The 16,815-nt window shown below is 48.7% G+C and carries 17 protein-coding genes; 4 read left to right on the plus strand and 13 right to left on the minus strand.

Features of this window, described 5'->3' with window-relative positions:
- The first annotated feature begins 236 nt into the window (after positions 1 to 236).
- From T3H97_RS22195 to phnE (T3H97_RS22210), 4 genes are all read left to right on the plus strand, one after another.
- Positions 237 to 1,205, plus strand: a complete 969-nt coding sequence (locus tag T3H97_RS22195) for a phosphate/phosphite/phosphonate ABC transporter substrate-binding protein (protein WP_190297997.1) — start codon at positions 237 to 239, stop codon at positions 1,203 to 1,205.
- Between the two features lie 133 nt (positions 1,206 to 1,338).
- Positions 1,339 to 2,109: a phosphonate ABC transporter ATP-binding protein gene (gene phnC / locus T3H97_RS22200; RefSeq protein ID WP_328800899.1), complete on the plus strand. Its 771-nt coding sequence runs from the start codon at positions 1,339 to 1,341 to the stop codon at positions 2,107 to 2,109.
- Positions 2,106 to 2,960 (plus strand): phosphonate ABC transporter, permease protein PhnE, encoded by an 855-nt coding sequence (phnE, locus tag T3H97_RS22205; RefSeq protein ID WP_328800900.1) that lies wholly within the window; start codon positions 2,106 to 2,108, stop codon positions 2,958 to 2,960. The genes phnC and phnE (T3H97_RS22205) overlap by 4 nt, the downstream gene beginning before the upstream one ends.
- Positions 2,957 to 3,754, plus strand: a complete 798-nt coding sequence (gene phnE, locus T3H97_RS22210; RefSeq protein WP_053326128.1) for a phosphonate ABC transporter, permease protein PhnE — start codon at positions 2,957 to 2,959, stop codon at positions 3,752 to 3,754. Before phnE (T3H97_RS22205) ends, phnE (T3H97_RS22210) begins: the two co-directional genes overlap by 4 nt.
- Before the next feature lie 89 nt (positions 3,755 to 3,843).
- On the opposite strand, the gene T3H97_RS22215 is transcribed toward phnE (T3H97_RS22210), so the two are convergent.
- The 13 genes from T3H97_RS22215 to deoC form a co-directional block, all read right to left on the minus strand.
- A complete protein-coding gene (locus T3H97_RS22215) occupies positions 3,844 to 4,974 on the minus strand; it encodes an aminotransferase class V-fold PLP-dependent enzyme (RefSeq protein ID WP_328800901.1) in 1,131 nt (376 codons plus the stop codon).
- A gap of 162 nt (positions 4,975 to 5,136) precedes the next feature.
- A complete protein-coding gene (gene cysW / locus T3H97_RS22220; RefSeq protein WP_328800902.1) occupies positions 5,137 to 6,012 on the minus strand; it encodes a sulfate ABC transporter permease subunit CysW in 876 nt (291 codons plus the stop codon).
- A 79-nt stretch (positions 6,013 to 6,091) separates the two neighbouring features.
- Positions 6,092 to 6,925 carry a sulfate ABC transporter permease subunit CysT gene (cysT, locus tag T3H97_RS22225; protein ID WP_029519305.1) on the minus strand — a complete coding sequence of 278 codons (834 nt, stop codon included), beginning with the start codon at positions 6,923 to 6,925 and terminating at the stop codon, positions 6,092 to 6,094.
- A gap of 79 nt (positions 6,926 to 7,004) precedes the next feature.
- Positions 7,005 to 8,069 carry a sulfate ABC transporter substrate-binding protein gene (locus tag T3H97_RS22230; RefSeq protein WP_328800903.1) on the minus strand — a complete coding sequence of 355 codons (1,065 nt, stop codon included), beginning with the start codon at positions 8,067 to 8,069 and terminating at the stop codon, positions 7,005 to 7,007.
- A gap of 354 nt (positions 8,070 to 8,423) precedes the next feature.
- The gene (locus T3H97_RS22235) at positions 8,424 to 9,107 is read right to left on the minus strand and encodes a hypothetical protein (RefSeq protein WP_328800904.1); all 684 of its coding nucleotides are present in this window, start codon (positions 9,105 to 9,107) and stop codon (positions 8,424 to 8,426) included.
- Between the two features lie 116 nt (positions 9,108 to 9,223).
- Positions 9,224 to 9,718 carry a hypothetical protein gene (locus T3H97_RS22240; protein ID WP_250240421.1) on the minus strand — a complete coding sequence of 165 codons (495 nt, stop codon included), beginning with the start codon at positions 9,716 to 9,718 and terminating at the stop codon, positions 9,224 to 9,226.
- Positions 9,719 to 9,746: 28 nt separating this feature from the next.
- On the minus strand, positions 9,747 to 10,796 hold the full coding sequence (locus T3H97_RS22245) for a leucine-rich repeat domain-containing protein (protein ID WP_328800905.1): 1,050 nt from the start codon (positions 10,794 to 10,796) through the stop codon (positions 9,747 to 9,749).
- Positions 10,797 to 10,930: 134 nt separating this feature from the next.
- Positions 10,931 to 12,232, minus strand: coding sequence for a pyrimidine-nucleoside phosphorylase (locus T3H97_RS22250; RefSeq protein WP_076294327.1), 1,302 nt, complete (start codon positions 12,230 to 12,232; stop codon positions 10,931 to 10,933).
- 32 nt (positions 12,233 to 12,264) lie between these two features.
- Positions 12,265 to 12,972, minus strand: coding sequence for a purine-nucleoside phosphorylase (deoD, locus tag T3H97_RS22255; protein ID WP_013312036.1), 708 nt, complete (start codon positions 12,970 to 12,972; stop codon positions 12,265 to 12,267).
- Between the two features lie 90 nt (positions 12,973 to 13,062).
- On the minus strand, positions 13,063 to 14,244 hold the full coding sequence (gene deoB, locus T3H97_RS22260; protein ID WP_039273990.1) for a phosphopentomutase: 1,182 nt from the start codon (positions 14,242 to 14,244) through the stop codon (positions 13,063 to 13,065).
- Positions 14,245 to 14,276: 32 nt separating this feature from the next.
- Positions 14,277 to 15,455: a NupC/NupG family nucleoside CNT transporter gene (locus tag T3H97_RS22265; RefSeq protein WP_013312038.1), complete on the minus strand. Its 1,179-nt coding sequence runs from the start codon at positions 15,453 to 15,455 to the stop codon at positions 14,277 to 14,279.
- A 75-nt stretch (positions 15,456 to 15,530) separates the two neighbouring features.
- Positions 15,531 to 15,926: a cytidine deaminase gene (locus T3H97_RS22270; protein WP_103048307.1), complete on the minus strand. Its 396-nt coding sequence runs from the start codon at positions 15,924 to 15,926 to the stop codon at positions 15,531 to 15,533.
- 30 nt (positions 15,927 to 15,956) lie between these two features.
- Positions 15,957 to 16,619 carry a deoxyribose-phosphate aldolase gene (deoC, locus tag T3H97_RS22275; RefSeq protein WP_076294330.1) on the minus strand — a complete coding sequence of 221 codons (663 nt, stop codon included), beginning with the start codon at positions 16,617 to 16,619 and terminating at the stop codon, positions 15,957 to 15,959.
- Positions 16,620 to 16,815 lie beyond the last annotated feature (196 nt).

A 16,815-nucleotide genomic window follows, 5' to 3' on the forward strand; every position in this document is an offset into this window, starting at 1 on the left:
CCTCAGCTTCGGTCATTGAGCTTGAACAAGTCTAACAGAGCACTGTTAAGAGAATGTTAAAAAAAGCATCTTGCATAAATCCAGAAAACATATGATAAATTTTACATCATTTTTACCAAAGTCAGGAGTGGTTTTTACCCTAGCAGCGGGACTAGCTGTTAAGATTTGGTTTGTCACAGCATTTACAGGTTTTTTAATTTTATTTTCGTTATTACTATGTTTAGGGGGAAATTATTTTGTTCAAAAAAGCACTGACCTTGTGCATGACCTTCACACTGGCAGCGGGTCTGGCCGCTTGTGGCTCCAATGCAAGCAATAACAACAGCGCGTCCACTCCGGGTACAGATGGCTCTAAAAACGAAAGCACAGCCTATGTTCCTAAGGAGTTAAAGGTACAGTTCGTTCCTTCTCAAAATGCAGATACGCTCGAAGCCAAAGCCAAACCGCTCGAAAATCTACTGGGTGACAAGCTTGGAATCCCGGTGAAAGTAACGGTATCTCCTGACTACAATACGATTGTGGAAGCCATGTCTTCCAAACAGGTAGATGTAGGATTCCTTCCGCCGAATGCTTATGTACTGGCCCACGATAACCGTAAAGCAGCCGATTTGCTGTTGCAAGCTCAACGCTACGGCATTGAAGATGCAACAGGCAAGGACACGACTGAAAAAGTAAACTTTTATAAAGCAATGATCGTGGTGAAAAAGGATTCTCCGATTCAAAGCCTAGCTGATCTGAAAGGCAAGAAGGTTGGCTGGCAAAATGTAACCTCCTCCGCAGGCTACGTGTACCCTGCAGCAGAGCTGAAAAAAGCTGGCGTGGACCCAGACACGGATGTGCAGGGTGTGACAATCAAAGGCCACGATGCTGCTATTCTGGCGTTGCTGAACGGTCAAGTTGATGCGGTAGCTGTTTTCCAGGATGCACGTAACACGGTGAAGAAGGAAATCCCGGATGTATTTGAAAAAACTCGCGTCATTCATTACACAGCTAAAATTCCAAATGACACCGTCAGCGTACGTTCCGATATGGATCAAGCATGGAGAGACAAGATCAGCCAAGCCTTTATTGACATCGCTAAAGATCCTGAAGGCGGCGAAATCATTAAAGAGATTTACACCCATGTAGGTTATGAAAAGGGCGACGATAAAAACTTCGACTCCGTGCGTGAATACGCCGAAGCTGTTGGTCAAGCGGTTAAGTAATCGGAGCAAGCAAGGTACTGTAATGAAGTAACAGCTACGAAACAGGCTTTACGAATGACAGGGCAGCACCGTCCATGTATTCATGGCGGTGTTGTTTTCATTCCACCCCATCGGGGGAGAAAGTTGGGAGCATATGATCGAATTCTGTAACGTATCGAAAACATACCCGAACGGCACCAAAGGGTTGAAAAATATTAATTTGACGATTCAGGAGGGAGAAATGGTCGTCATCGTCGGCTTATCCGGTGCAGGTAAGTCTACCCTGCTGCGTTCCATTAACCGACTGCATGACATTACGTCCGGCGACATTGTCGTGGGTGGCAGGTCCGTCACGTCTGCTGGAAGCAGCGAGCTGCGGCGCATTCGCCGTGACATCGGCATGATCTTTCAAAGCTTCAATCTGGTTAAGCGTTCGACGGTGCTCCGCAATGTACTTTCCGGCCGTGTCGGCTATCATTCGACGCTGCGAACCATTCTCGGCCTCTTCCCGAAGGAGGATATCGAACTGGCACTAACAGCGCTGGAGCGCGTGAACATCCGCGAAAAAGCCTACAGCCGGGCAGATGAACTGTCGGGTGGCCAACAGCAGCGCGTATCTATCGCCCGCGCTCTGGCGCAGGAGGCTAAAATCATCCTGGCGGACGAGCCTGTCGCGTCGCTGGATCCGCTGACCACCCGCCAGGTCATGGATGACCTCCAGCGCATCAACCGTGAAATGCAGATTACGACCATCGTCAATCTGCATTTCATTGATCTCGCGCGCGAATATGCAACGCGGATCATCGGATTGCGTGCTGGAGAAGTGGTCTTTGACGGCACACCGGAGGAAGCTACGGATGAGGCCTTTGCGGAGATCTACGGCCGGGCCATCAAGCATGACGAGCTGCTGGGAGTGGGATCATGAAGCCCGACTCCACTGCCCAGCCGCTCTCTTCGACGCAACCGTCACCGCATGCTGGACCACCGCAGCCAAGCAAGCCGTCCGCAGGTCCACCCTTGCCAGGACGTTACAAGCGTTATGCCACCTGGATGGTTTTTATCGTGGTGCTGGTAGCCTGCTCCATTCATACGGATGCCACACCTTACCAATTGATCGTCGGCTTGCCGGAGATGGGCAAATTGTTGGGCGAAATGTTTCCACCCGACTGGAGCTACCTGCCTACCATCTGGAAACCGATGCTGGAAACGATCCAGATCGCCATTGTTGGCACGACACTGGGAGCCATATTGGCGATCCCTGTCGCTTTGCTGTGTGCCTATAATGTGATGCCGCGCAAACTGATTTCGCTGCCGATGCGCACGATCCTGAATCTAGTACGGACGATTCCCGATTTGCTGTTTGCCTCGATCTTTGTGGCGGTGTTCGGCATCGGGCCGTTTGCGGGGATGCTCGCCCTGCTCTTCTTCTCCTTTGGCATCATAGCCAAGCTGACCTTTGAGGCGATTGAAGCCATTGATCCCGGGCCGCTGGAAGCCATGACCGCTGTTGGCGCGAGCCGCATTCAAGTCATCGCCTTTGGTGTGGTTCCGCAGGCTCTTCCTTATTTTGTGTCGTACTTGCTGTATACCTTTGAGGTTAATGTGCGGGCGGCTTCCGTTCTGGGTCTGGTCGGCGCTGGCGGTATCGGTCTGTTGCTTGACCGTTCCCTTGGGCTATTCCGATATGATCGGGCAAGCATCATTATTCTACTGACCCTCGTCATCGTCCTTGCGATTGATTACGGCAGTAACCTGCTACGGAGGAAATTATTATGAATGATCCTACGCTTCGCAGACCTATTGGCTCCCGCCTGCGCTTATGGGCGTTGGCTATTCTGCTAATCATCATCTATATTTGGGCTTTTCGCGGGATGCAGTTTGAAGGATTACAGGGAACGGCCAAAAGTGTCTCTGTCGCTATATTGGATGGCTTCCTTCATCCCGACTGGTCGTTCGTCTACATCCCTGAGGGAGAGGATTTGCTGCGCGGGTTGCTGGATACGCTGGTCATTTCAGTGCTCGGAACCTTCGTGTCCGCATTTGTCTGCCTTCCGTTCGCCTTTTGGGCGTCCAGCAATATGACCCGTCTGCGTCCCTTATCGGGTAGCGGGAAATTTGTGCTTAGTGTCATCCGGGTATTTCCCGAAATGATCGTCGCCATCTTGTTTATCAAAGCCGTAGGGCCCGGCTCGTTTGCGGGTGTGCTTGCCCTTGGCATTCATTCCATCGGCATGCTGGCGAAGCTTTTCTCGGAAACGATCGAAAGTGTCGATCACGGGCCCCAGGAAGCTTTGATCGCGTGCGGTGCCAATCGTTGGCAGGTGATCTTCTTCGCCGTGCTACCGCAGGTGATTCCGCAGTTTCTTTCGTATTCGCTTTACCGTTTTGAAATTAATATCCGTTCTGCTACCACGCTCGGTCTGGTCGGTGCAGGTGGTATCGGTACTCCGCTACTATTTGCACTCCAAATGCGCAACTGGAACCGTGTAGGCGTTATTTTGCTCGGCATTGTGGTCCTGATCATTTTGACGGATCTGATTTCCGGCTGGCTGCGCAAACGGATCGTATAATTAGAACTCTAAACGCTCAAAAAGCCTCTCCTGTGTAAAAAGGGACATGTCATGCTCCCATTCACTTGGAAGAGGCTTTTTCCGTTCGTTCAACATCTCCCTGCCAATTCATCTATTACCCGTCGGACTTCCTCAGCCGTATTGTAAAAATGAGGAGCCACACGGATAACATCCTTTCGTGCTGAAACGATCATATTTTGGCTTCTCAAATTCCTCTCCACAGCCGACACGTCGGCTACTTCAACAGCGAGCAGGCTTGGTAATGTGCCTCCACTGTAAGGTACACGTATGTGTAACCCTTTGCGCCGTCCATATTCAACGGAAAAATCCAACAACTCACTCATATAGGCCTGAATATTCGTGACTCCAATCTCCAGCAGCAGCTTTAAGGCCGCATTGGCGGCAAAAATGCTAATGAAAGAAGGCAATCCCGTCTCAAAGCGTCGGGCTCCCGCCGCTGGAACCGGGTGAGCAATATCAAACCGAGAAGCGGGCTCTTGCCCAAGCCAGCCAGTAAGACGGGGCTTGAAGCGGTCTATTCGATCCTTGCTTACATAAAGAAAAGCCACGCCCGGAATTCCCAGCATATATTTGCGTGCTCCCGCGACCAAAATATCTACGCCCATTGCCTTTACATCCACTGGAATGATCCCTACAGACTGATAAGCATCCACAAACAGCAACGCCTGTTTTCGGTGAGCTATATCGGCAATGGATTTTACATCCTGCTGAAATCCGTTGGTATAGTTCACTTGTGACACCATAACGAGCGCAGTTTTCTCCGTAATATGCTCCTCATACTGCTCTATCATTACTTCTCCTTCGATGGAGGGGATACAGCAGATGTGATCGCGGAACATCTCCTGTGCCTGCCAGATGTGTCCCACCGTCGGAAAGTCGGTGTCCGCATACACAATGCCTTCTTTTCCCGGTACATAAGGAAGGGCTGTGGCCACCCCGGCAATCGCCTCAGAGGCTGAGGACAGGACCGCAATTTCGTCAGGCTCCGCCCCAATGAGCTTGGCAAAATGCCCTCTGGCCTCCTCCAAACGTGCCATAGACAGATCGCCGTTATGACCGTGTTGCAGCAAACTTCGATGATATTCCTCAATGGCAGCAGAAACCGGCCTCGATACGGCCCCCTGGGAACAGCTCCCTACATGGATATGTGAGGATAGCACTGGAAACAGCTGACGGTAGGACTGAAACGGATGTTTCATTTTTCCCTTCGCTCCTCCTGGGCACACCAACGTGCCTTGATATGATCATTTTATTATCCATATAAGCCACCTTAGAACAAGGGCCTCTCTTCCCATCTTCTCGCCGTTAACAGACGATAGACGCAAAGAGAGGCCCTGAGGGATCATATACAAAATCATAAATTAATGCACGCGTTTGCGTCCAAACCAGCTTTTAAGCACCAAGGTTGCCAGAGCAAGTAACAGTAACAACGAGGCCACCGCAAAAGATGCCGAGAACTGATATTCGTTATACAAAATTTCTACATGCAGCGGCAGTGTATTCGTCTCTCCCCGGATATGTCCAGAGACGACGGACACTGCACCGAACTCACCCATGGCTCGCGCATTACACAAAATGATGCCATATAGCAGACCCCACTTGATGTTCGGCAGCGTCACTTTCCAGAAAATGCGCCAGCCGCGCGCGCCTAGCGTGACCGCCGCTTCTTCCTCCTGCTGTCCCTGATCTTCCATCATTGGAATGAGTTCTCGCGCCACAAATGGAAAGGTGATGAACAGCGTCGCTAAAATAATACCAGGCAAAGCAAATATAATTTTAATATCATGCTCGTCCAACCACGGTCCAAGCCAGCCTTGTGCGCCGAACACTAATACATACATCAGCCCTCCGACGACAGGAGAGATGGCAAAGGGCAAATCAATCAAAGTGACCAGCAAGCCTTTGCCGCGAAATTGAAATTTCGTGATCAGCCAAGCAGCAGCTACACCAAATACCGTATTCAGCGGTACCGTTATTGCTGCCACCAGCAGCGTCAACCGCAATGCAGACATGGCATCTGGGTCCCGTAACGCTTCGACGTAGACGCCCCATCCTTGCTTGAGCGCTTCGGTAAGCACGACGATTAGCGGCAATACCAGTACCCAGAGCAAAGCTAAAAAAGCAGCACCAATCAGCGTCCACTTCACCCAAGTGGCCTCGGTCGTGACCCTGTTGGGCGGTGCGGATGAAGGCACTGGTGCAGAAGCAAGCACCTGCCCAGTTATCGCTTGTGACATGGTGTATCCCTCCTTAAAACGCGGGTATTATGCGCAGCCCTGCATGTTAACGGTAGATAATTACATTAGACAGTTACGTTTAGACAGTACGGCGCCGTGACCAGCGCTGAATGCTGTTAATCACGAATAGCAGCACGAATGAAATCACCAACAGCATCAATGCTACCGCCGTAGCTCCTGCATAGTCATTTTGCTCCAGCTTGGACATTATGAGCAGTGGAGCAATTTCCGTCTTCATCGGCATATTGCCAGAAATGAAGACGACAGAGCCGTACTCGCCAATGCCACGGGCAAAGGCGAGCGCAAAACCCGTCAGCAGCGGTGGTACCAGCTCCGGCACAATAACGCTGCAGAAGATACGCCATCTGCCAGCTCCCAGCGTAGCAGCAACCTCCTCCTCGTCCTTGTCCAGCTCCTCCAGCACCGGCTGCACTGTCCGTACGACGAACGGAATACCAATAAACATCAATGCTAGCGTAATCCCCGTCTGTGAGTACGCCATCCTCCATCCAAGCGGTTCAAACAACGAACCGATCCAGCCGTTCTGCGCATACAGAGCAGTCAAAGCAACCCCCGCTACCGCAGTAGGCAAAGCAAAGGGCAGATCAATCACCGCATCAAAAATTCGTTTCCCCGGAAACTCATAACGCACCAGCACCCAGGCTATCAGTAAACCGAGAAACAGGTCGATCAGCGCCGCAGCCGCGGCACACAAAAAGCTTACCTTGTAGGAAGCCAGCACCCTGACATCAGTCGCCACGTCCCAAAATTTTTCCCACGTCAGTCCAGTTGAATTCAGAAGCAGTGCCGATAAAGGCACCAGCACCACCAGACTGAGATACAGCACACTATAACCCATTGTTAACCCGAACCCGGGAAGTACGCGTTTTCGGGTGGCTTGCACTTGACTCATGTTCTGTTCATCCCTCTCTGAATCCATTCACTATGACACTCGCGGCTACCGATCCAATCGTCTACACAGTCCACCTATTTTATGAACTGCCGGGTACATAAATCTGGTCAAAAATGCCTTTGTCGCTGAAATGCTTCTGCTGCGTCTCCTTCCAAGTCCCGAATACATCCTTCAAGGTTACGAGCTCCAAGTTAGGAAATTGATCCTTGAACTTTGCCGTCACACTCTCCAGTGTTGGGCGATAATAATTTTCGGCAGCAATGGTCTGCCCTTCTTCACTGTACAAATATTTCAGGTACGCGTCCGCCACCTCGCGTGTACCTTTTTTATCTACCACCTTATCGACTACTGCTACCGGAGGTTCAGCCAATATACTGATCGATGGATACACGATATCGAATTTATCCGCACCCAGCTCCTTCACGGAGAGCAATGCTTCATTTTCCCATGCAATCAGTACATCGCCAATTCCACGCTCTACAAAAGTCGTTGTCGCTCCACGTGCTCCGCTATCCAGTACCGGCACATGCTTATACAGGTCCTGTACAAACTGCTGGGCTTTGGTTTCATCGTTATTGTTCTTCTTGAGCGCATAGGCCCAGGCTGCAAGATAGTTCCAACGTGCTCCACCCGAAGTTTTAGGATTCGGAGTAATAACTTGCACATCGCCACGGATTAAATCGTTCCAGTCCTTGATCCCTTTCGGGTTTCCTTTGCGTACCAGTAACACGATGGTTGAAGTGTACGGGGCGCTGTTATGCTCATATTTACTTTGCCACCCCTCTTTAACGAGTCCTTTTTCCTGTAGCGCATCAATATCATAGCCCAGGGCCAGAGTTACCACGTCCGCATCCAGTCCGTCCTGCACAGAACGACTTTGCTTGCCAGATCCTCCGTGAGATTGCTTGATCGTAACCTTCTGCCCTTTCTCCTTCTCCCAATGGGCGGCAAACGCTTTATTATATGCCTCATACAGCTCACGGGTCGGATCATAAGAAACATTGAGTAACTCCACGTCCTTGGAACCGGCAGCAGAGCTACCATCCGCCTGCGTCCCTCCCTTGCTTGCCCCGCAAGCGCTTAGCATAATCGTTAAAACCAAAGATAGTCCGAGAATAAGTCCACTTTTCCATTGCCTCTTCATCAAGACACCCCGCATTCTATGTAATTTGTATTCATTTACGCCTGTTATTTACAGACATGATCAAAAAAAGAGCGGAGAATTCCCTGATGCAGCCCTGTTAGGTCAAACCTGTCGCGTGGACAGTGTCTGCCTGCTGTTCCTAGAGGTTCTCCGCCAAAATGGCGAGATCATACTTTAATTCTTTAATTCCTACCTGTTTAATGAGTTATATGGATATAATACGAGAGTTTAGGAGTGATGTCAAACCTTTTTTTGGTATGTATCGTCTGTACTTTTCTTTCTTTAAAGGGGGGCAGTCAGAAACATTATATATGTTTCCGACCGTTTAGAGGTCATTTACACAAGGAGTACAACTTAGTTGGCAACCGTTTCAAGATTAATCGAAAAGACTCCAAAAAGCTTCGGATTGTCCGTAGCTCTTCTCAACCACAGTTCACCCGATCCCACCATGACTCCCTGATAATTAACAAACAAATCATCTGTCTTTTGATTCACCAGTGCCTCGCGAATTGCGTCCGTAAAAATCTGATCATACTTGGCCATAAAATCTTTCTTATTCGGAATCGTTAGCGACTTTTCACTATCATTAACACGCAGAGGGTACAAAATATAATTGGCCACTTTCTCCTTGTCATTGTCGGCAACTGCCTTCTGCAGCGCTTTGAACGTGTTCAAAAACGCTTTAGGATCTTGAATACCTGCTACCTCAAATGGATTTTGCGATGGATTGGAGACTGCCGGAGAAGAAGATGTATCCGATGAAGTAGCTGGAGCCGAAGGAGCTGACTTTTGTGCATCAGTATCGCTGTTTTCTGCACTCTCGCTCTCTTTCGCAGCTTTGTCACTTTGGGCTGAACCGCTACGATTACCACCGGCTCCGTTCTCGATCACGCTTGTACTGCTTCCAGTATCGATGGTTTCAGCATTCTTATCCTGACCACAGCCAGTAAGTGCTACAAAAGTAAGTGTAAGTAAAATGGCTGTGAGTGACAGCCTCCGTGACATCTTTTGATTACCGAATTCATGGTTTTTGGGCACAACGGGTCATCCTTTCTGCTTTCTGCTCTGACCTATTCTGTTCTTTAAGTCTTCAACCGTTCTATTGTAACATAAGTAGACTAATGACCGCATGTCGTACCCTTTCTGGAAGGAGCTTACAGTGTAATATATGCGAAGGTTTTAACGATTCCTTGCGATCCATCGTCCGTACTTACTTTCAAAATCAGCTCTTTCAAGGAGTCATTTGCTGCTTCATCCTGCCCTTCTGGCTTTACAAACAGCAGATCATGGCGTTCTCCTGGCTGCAACGTTCGACTGGAAAATCCGCTCGTTGTACCTTGCAAGTCCGATCCATTCGAACTGTTGAGCTTGTATTGTATGGGCTGCTTTCCAACATTCTTGATACTGATGTACAGCTTGCGCCCCTCTTCAAATTTAAAGTTCGTTTCGCCTTGTCCTTCAAAATGCATTCTTTGATCATGTACGATACGCTTCGCTGTGCCTCCCTGTTTATTCTGCACGCTTAGCGGTATTGCTGGATGCGTCACACTCGACGTTGATGTAGTATATGTGTGTGTCGGAAAACTAGCAAAAGTGGCATAACCCACAATTGCCCCTGCAACCCCCATCCAAACCCATTTCTCCACCATTTGATTTCCTCCTTTTCTTATCTATCCTTCAGTCGTCACTGTGATTGCACAGATGGAACGGCTTATCTTCTATAAGGAAGCGATCAAGCCAAGTCATTTTATATATAAAATCGGGTGCCGATTCGATGAATCCGTTCACAATGTCCAAAGAGCGTAGATTTTTCAGGTTTTGTATTTCAGGAGGCAACGTACGGATTCCGCTATACTGGATATCCAGATACTCCAGTTGCTGCAGCTCTCCAATTTCAGGAGGCAAACGCCGGAATGCCAGCTCCTCTTTGGGAATTACTTTGACATCTGGTGCCGGGCGATCATAGCATCCACAGCTGATCCTCAGGCTTTTGAGCCGGGTCAGCTTGGCAATGTCAGCGGGTAGCTCTTCCAAATCCGCTACTTGTATCGTCAGTGACTCCAACGATTCCAATTCGAACAAAGCATGCGGTAGTGTTCGTATATCCTGCTCGAAAATGGTCAGATGTTTCAGAGAATACAATTCTCTAATCCGTTCCGGTATCTCCCTCAAGCCAAACCGCATAATCTCTACTCGATCCGGTTGATGCCGAATAGCATCGTTCAGAAAAACATCTATATTCTGATGATATTCAGGTTTGTGAAAAAACACACCGGGAATAAGCTTCTCCAATTCATCCGCTTCTTCTGTAGCCATGTTTAGTCTACCTATTCGTTCGTGAGCTATGTTAATGATCCAATCCTCTCCATCTGCATTCTGGAAGCACAGATCTTCAGGTAATTGGGGATGTACCCAGGAAAACAAACTGGACGCCGCTTGCTTTAATAGTCCCCCCGCCTCGGGTGCACACTGGTATCGGTAAAATGTTCCTTGTGTATAGGCAATGGAATGGATGCCCCTAATTTCCTCATAAGAGTGTGTGGACAGCAAAAAAGGATTCAATTGCTGTAACAATTCCTTGAACAGGACATCCTGGTCGATCACTCCATTCTCATCCTCTGTCGCCCATTTATGTATGCCTAGCATAAACGTGTCTGCCCGTTCCATAGCATAATCAATCAGTCTTTCATAGGCTGCTCCCCGGACATCGCTGTATAATCTGAACATGTCTCTCCCCCTCTGTGCTGCCCTCGGCCTTACAATAAAAAAAGCCGAACTCATATCTATTATGAGTCCAGCTGTCATATTTTTCAAACTTGATCAAAGACACCCAATACGGCTTTTTAAATAGGACTTACCGCTTACTCTGTCACTGTTCCATAGATTAGTACTGGCGCTTCCGCGTGATCCGCAATACGGATGTTCGCGTAGATTTTCTCCAGCACTTGGGCTACATCTTCACGGTTCGCATGGATGGTAACCAGTGAATCGCCTTTTTGAACAGCATCCCCGACCTTTTTGTTCAGCATCAAGCCGACAGCCAGATCAATCTCGGATTCTTTGGTCGCACGTCCTGCTCCAAGCAACATCGCTGCGGTACCGATTTCGTCAGCCACGATTTCAGCTACCACACCATCCTGCTTCGCAGGCACCTCAATAAGATACTGTGCTTGTGGCAAGCGTTCAGGATGATCCACCACAGAAGCGTCACCGCCCTGATTCGCAATAAACTCTTTAAATTTCTCCAGTGCTTTGCCATTGCGAATGACTTCTTTGAGCTTTTCTTCGGCGTTTTCGAGGGAATCTGCTTTCCCTGCCAAAAATACCATCTGACTGCCCAAAGCCATACACAGCTCTTCCAGATCTTTCGGTCCTTCGCCACGCAGCGTATCAATCGCTTCTTTCACTTCCAGCGAGTTACCGATGGCCAGACCCAGCGGTTGACTCATATCGGAAATGACTGCCATCGTTTTGCGACCCACATTGTTACCGATGCTCACCATGGCATGTGCCAGTGCTTTGGCATCATCTACGGTTTTCATAAATGCGCCTGCACCTGTTTTTACATCGAGCACGATGGCATCGGAGCCGGCAGCGATTTTCTTACTCATAATCGAACTGGCAATCAGCGGAATCGAGTTGACCGTCGCCGTAACGTCACGCAGGGCATACAGCTTTTTGTCCGCAGGTGTCAGGTTACCACTTTGTCCGATGACCGCAATTTTGCTGCGATTCACCAAATCCACGAATTCGTCCTTGCTGATCTCGACGTGGAAGCCTGCAATAGCCTCCAGCTTGTCGATCGTTCCTCCGGTATGTCCGAGACCACGGCCTGACATTTTGGCTACCGGAATGTCCAAGGCCGCTACGAGCGGAGCCAGTACCAGCGTTGTCGTATCACCCACACCGCCAGTGGAATGCTTATCGACCTTTACACCTTCAATCGCGGACAGATCAATCGTATCCCCTGAATGAACCATTGCCATTGTCAAATCAGCACGTTCCCGTTCGGTCATATCTTTGAAGAAAATGGACATCGCCAATGCACTGACTTGATAATCAGGAATTTCACCCTGAGTGTAGCCTTGGATAATAAAATTAATTTCCTCTGTACTCAGTTCTTTTCCGTCACGTTTTTTCTCAATCAAGTCTACCATTCTCATATGTCATTTCTCCTCACTGTGCGTATAATCATTTACAGAGATACTGCTGTATCCAGTGCAACTTCCATCATTTCTTTAAAGGTCGTTTGCCGTTCTTCTGCGGTCGTTTCTTCCCCCGTCAGCAAATGATCGCTTACCGTCAGAATCGTCAGTGCGTTTACGCCAAACTTGGCTGCCAGCGTGTATAAAGCCGAAGTTTCCATCTCTACACCCAGCACGCCGTATTCCATCAGCTTTTGTACCACTGATTTGTCATCACGGTAGAAGCTGTCTGAGCTGAATACGTTGCCGACATGCATGTTCAAGCCTTTGGCAACACCGCGATCATAAGCACCCTTCAATAGATCGAAGCTGGCAATCGGCGAGTAATCGTAGCCGCCAAAGATATGGCGGTTCATGCCAGAATCCGTACAGGATGCTTGTGCTAAAATGACGTCACGAACGTGCACATGCTCCTTCATTCCGCCGCATGTACCCACGCGGAACAGGTTTTTCACACCGTATTCGCTAATTAGCTCGTTGACATAAATACTGATGGAGGGCAGCCCCATCCCGGTTCCCTGCACAGATAAGCGTTTGCCTTGGTACGTACCCGTGAATCCGAGCATTCCGCGAACCTCGTTGTAACAGGTCACGTCCTCCAGATACGTTTCAGCAATAAATTTTGCCCGTAGCGGGTCTCCTGGCAGCAAAATCGTTTCTGCAATTTCTCCGGGTTTGGCTCCAATGTGTACACTCATGTTTTTTATTCCTCCGTCCCATTTGTCCATGCTTGTATCGTTATTTGTATCGTTACTAGTAATCTTGCTTGTACTCTTGCTAGTCTTTGATTACTGAAGCTCTGCCAAAAAGCTCGTTCCGTGTTCAGGGAGTTTTACACCAAAGTTATCCGCTACAGTCGCTCCAATATCAGCAAAGGTTTTACGAACCGCAAGCTCCTTGCCCCCAGCTGTAAAACGCGGGGAATATGCCAGCAAAGGTACATATTCGCGGGTGTGATCCGTTCCCCGATACGTCGGGTCATTCCCATGATCTGCAGTGATGATCAGCAGATCGTCATCGGTCATTTTGGCAAAAACCTCTGGCAAACGCGCATCGTAATCGTCCAAAGCTTGACCATATCCCTGCGGATCACGACGGTGACCGTATACAGCGTCAAAGTCCACCAAATTCAGAAAGCTTAATCCGGTGAAATTCTCATCGAGCGTAGCCACCAGCTTATCCATGCCGTCCATATTGGACACTGTACGCACCGCCTTCGTCACACCCTCACCGTCATAAATGTCGGAGATTTTACCCAAGGCGATCACATCCAGACCTGCATCCTTCAGCTCGTTCATGGTGGTGCGACCAAACGGCTTGAGCGCATAATCATGTCGATTGGAGGTACGGGAGAAGTTCCCTGCCTCGCCTACGAACGGACGTGCAATAATGCGACCCAGCATGTACGGATCTTCCAGCGTGATTTTACGGCAGAACTCGCAAATCTCATAGAGCTCCTTCAAAGGTACAACTTCCTCATGCGCCGCAATTTGCAGCACAGAGTCCGCCGAGGTATAGATGATGAGCGCTCCAGTTTTCACGTGTTCTTCGCCCAGCTCATCAATGATTTCCGTTCCGCTAGCAGGCTTATTGCCAATCACTTTGCGACCTGTGTGCTCCTCAATGCGTTGAATCAGCTCATCCGGGAACCCATCAGGAAATACACGGAAAGGAACTGCAATATTCAAACCCATGATTTCCCAATGACCCGTCATCGTATCCTTACCATTGGACGCTTCCTGCATCTTAGTGTAATACGCGAGCGGCTTGTCGGCCGCTGCCACTCCTTCTATGGAACGAATATTGGACAGACCGAGCTTACCCATATTCGGCATCTTCAGACCACCGCGTTCGCGGGCAATATGACCGAGCGTATCTACATCGTAATCATCAAACTGGGCAGCATCCGGCGCTTCGCCGATACCAACCGAGTCCATAACCACCAAGTGAATCCGTTTGAATTTAGACATTATAAAAATCCTTTCCTGACTCGCTGTTTTTTTTACAAAAACAACCCTGCAATCGTTGCCGACAGCACGCTAACCAGCGTTGCCCCGTACAACAGCTTCAGACCAAAGCGGGCCACCACATTTCCCTGTTTTTCATGCAACCCCTTCACCGCCCCGGAAATGATACCGATGGATGAGAAGTTAGCAAAGGATACAAGGAATACCGATACGATCCCGACCGTGCGCTCCGACAAGCCTGTTTGCTTGGTCAGATCCAGCATAGCCACGAATTCGTTGGATACGAGTTTGGTAGCCATAATGCTACCCGCCTGAACAGCTTCGTTCCACGGAATACCCATGACAAAAGCGAAAGGCGCAAACACATATCCAAGCAGCGCCTGAAAGCTGATTCCAAACAACCAGGAGAAAATCCCGTTAACCATGGCAATCAGCGCTACAAAACCGATCAGCATCGCAGCTACCGTAATAGCGACCTTGAAGCCGTCCATAATATACTCCCCGAGCATTTCGAAGAAGGACTGCTTCTCTTCCTCCTGAACCTCCAGTAAATCGTCTTCCTTCTCAATCTTGTACGGATTAATAATGGAAGCGATAATAAAGCCGCCGAACAGGTTCAATACCAAAGCTGTGACCACATATTTGGGGTTTAACATTTGCATGTAAGCTCCCACAATCGACATGGACACCGTAGACATCGCAGACGCACACAGCGTATACAACCGATGTTTTGGCAGCAGACCAATTTGCTTCTTAACGGAAATAAACACCTCGGATTGACCCAAGATAGCCGAAGCTACAGCGTTGTAGGATTCCAGTTTACCCATTCCGTTTACTTTGCTCAAGACAAGCCCGATATATTTAATAATAAAAGGTAACACTTTTACATATTGCAAAATACCAATCAGCGCGGATATGAACACAATTGGCAGCAGTACACCGATAAAGAACGGTGCTGCTCCTTCATTCGCAATTCCGCCAAATACAAAGTTAATCCCTTCTGTTGCATATGCCAAAAGACTATTAAAACCTTCTGCAAAGCCTTTGACCAAAAATTCGCCAATACCTGTGTGGAGCAATACAAAAGCTAGCGCCGCCTGCAAGACAACCATAACCACCAGCGGACGATACCTGATTTTACGTTTGTCACTGCTGGCAACGTAAGTAAGTGCAAAAACAACGAGCAGTCCCACCAGAGCGATTACATATTTCATTTAATTTCCCCCTCATTACATTAAGCGCTTACATTCCCCATAAAAAGAACGCGCCCCAAAGAGGCATTCTTTTTTTTATTTCCCCAGATCCGCAGGTCGAAAGGCACCCGGCAGTAATTGATCCACCGTCCACTCTTCCGTGTTGCCATGAAGGTTTGTCAGATAAATTTTGGTATCTTGATGAGCAAATTCGGAAATGACCTGACGACAGGCCCCACATGGAGACACAGGCCCTTCCGTATCAGCTACAACCGCAATTGAATCAATTTTCCGGCAGCCTTCGGATACCATTTTGAAAATCGCTGTCCGCTCTGCACAATTGCATAAGCCGTAGGAGGCATTTTCCACATTACATCCGTGATAAATCGTGCCATCGCTTCCGAGAACCGCAGCACCCACTTGAAAATTCGAATACGGAACATATGCCTGGTTACGCGCCTCAAGCGCTTTCTGAATCAATTGATCCTTCATTGCGAATCCCTCCATGACTTTAAAATGAACTTAGTAGGAAGATGTAGACTGCTCGCCCTCGATGATTTTCACACCGGAACTTGCACCGATCCGACTTGCGCCAGCTTCTACTAATTTTTGCACGTCTTCCAGACTGCGTACACCGCCTGAAGCCTTGACACCAATCTCAGGTCCTACCGTTTTGCGCATCAAAGCCACATCTTCCGCAGTAGCTCCACCTGTTGAGAAGCCTGTCGAGGTTTTCACAAAATTCGCTCCCGCTTTGACGGACAGCTCACATGCCAGTACCTTCTCTTCGTCTGTCAGCAGGCATGTTTCGATAATCACTTTTACCAGTGTACCGGCAGCTGCCTCCACGACCGCACGGATGTCCTGCTCGACGAGCTGTACATTACGTTCCTTCAAAGCGCCTATGTTAATAACCATATCAATTTCAGTCGCTCCGTTAGCAATAGCATCTTTCGTTTCAAATGCTTTCGTTGCGGACGTGCTCGCTCCCAGCGGGAAACCGATAACTGTACAGATGGCTACGCCTGTGCCTGCGAGCTGTTCTGCTGCATAAGCTACCCACGCCGGGTTCACACATACAGAAGCAAACTGATATTTTTTTGCCTCGGCAGTCAATTTCGTAAATTCATCCTTCGTCGCATCTGCACGCAACAATGTATGGTCGATTAATGCTGCAATGTTCATATCTAAAAGCTCCTTCATTAGATAAATAGTGTAAAGACAAAAGTCCTTTATTTCTCTGTGATGAGACCATCATAACACGCCTTTGAACATATGTAAAATACATTTTGAAATTATGTTCAAGCTTATGCGCAAGGCGTCACCTACATTTCATATTACCCTGTAGGGAAACGCCATAACCGTGTATTTTGCTGGATTG

The organism is Paenibacillus sp. LX16 (assembly GCF_036252815.1).
GTDB classification, from domain to species: Bacteria; Bacillota; Bacilli; order Paenibacillales; family Paenibacillaceae; genus Paenibacillus; species Paenibacillus polymyxa_B.

What these genes read in the sequence shown, in the direction of transcription:
- phnC (WP_328800899.1), top strand. Translation starts at nt 1,339, where the DNA reads ATGATCGAATTCTGTAACGTATCGAAAACATACCCGAACGGCACCAAA.
- phnE (WP_328800900.1), top strand. Translation starts at nt 2,106, where the DNA reads ATGAAGCCCGACTCCACTGCCCAGCCGCTCTCTTCGACGCAACCGTCA.
- phnE (WP_053326128.1), top strand. Translation starts at nt 2,957, where the DNA reads ATGAATGATCCTACGCTTCGCAGACCTATTGGCTCCCGCCTGCGCTTA.
- T3H97_RS22215 (WP_328800901.1), bottom strand. Translation starts at nt 4,974, where the DNA reads ATGAAACATCCGTTTCAGTCCTACCGTCAGCTGTTTCCAGTGCTATCC.
- cysW (WP_328800902.1), bottom strand. Translation starts at nt 6,012, where the DNA reads ATGTCACAAGCGATAACTGGGCAGGTGCTTGCTTCTGCACCAGTGCCT.
- cysT (WP_029519305.1), bottom strand. Translation starts at nt 6,925, where the DNA reads ATGAGTCAAGTGCAAGCCACCCGAAAACGCGTACTTCCCGGGTTCGGG.
- T3H97_RS22230 (WP_328800903.1), bottom strand. Translation starts at nt 8,069, where the DNA reads ATGAAGAGGCAATGGAAAAGTGGACTTATTCTCGGACTATCTTTGGTT.
- T3H97_RS22240 (WP_250240421.1), bottom strand. Translation starts at nt 9,718, where the DNA reads ATGGTGGAGAAATGGGTTTGGATGGGGGTTGCAGGGGCAATTGTGGGT.
- T3H97_RS22245 (WP_328800905.1), bottom strand. Translation starts at nt 10,796, where the DNA reads ATGTTCAGATTATACAGCGATGTCCGGGGAGCAGCCTATGAAAGACTG.
- T3H97_RS22250 (WP_076294327.1), bottom strand. Translation starts at nt 12,232, where the DNA reads ATGAGAATGGTAGACTTGATTGAGAAAAAACGTGACGGAAAAGAACTG.
- deoD (WP_013312036.1), bottom strand. Translation starts at nt 12,972, where the DNA reads ATGAGTGTACACATTGGAGCCAAACCCGGAGAAATTGCAGAAACGATT.
- deoB (WP_039273990.1), bottom strand. Translation starts at nt 14,244, where the DNA reads ATGTCTAAATTCAAACGGATTCACTTGGTGGTTATGGACTCGGTTGGT.
- T3H97_RS22265 (WP_013312038.1), bottom strand. Translation starts at nt 15,455, where the DNA reads ATGAAATATGTAATCGCTCTGGTGGGACTGCTCGTTGTTTTTGCACTT.
- T3H97_RS22270 (WP_103048307.1), bottom strand. Translation starts at nt 15,926, where the DNA reads ATGAAGGATCAATTGATTCAGAAAGCGCTTGAGGCGCGTAACCAGGCA.
- deoC (WP_076294330.1), bottom strand. Translation starts at nt 16,619, where the DNA reads ATGAACATTGCAGCATTAATCGACCATACATTGTTGCGTGCAGATGCG.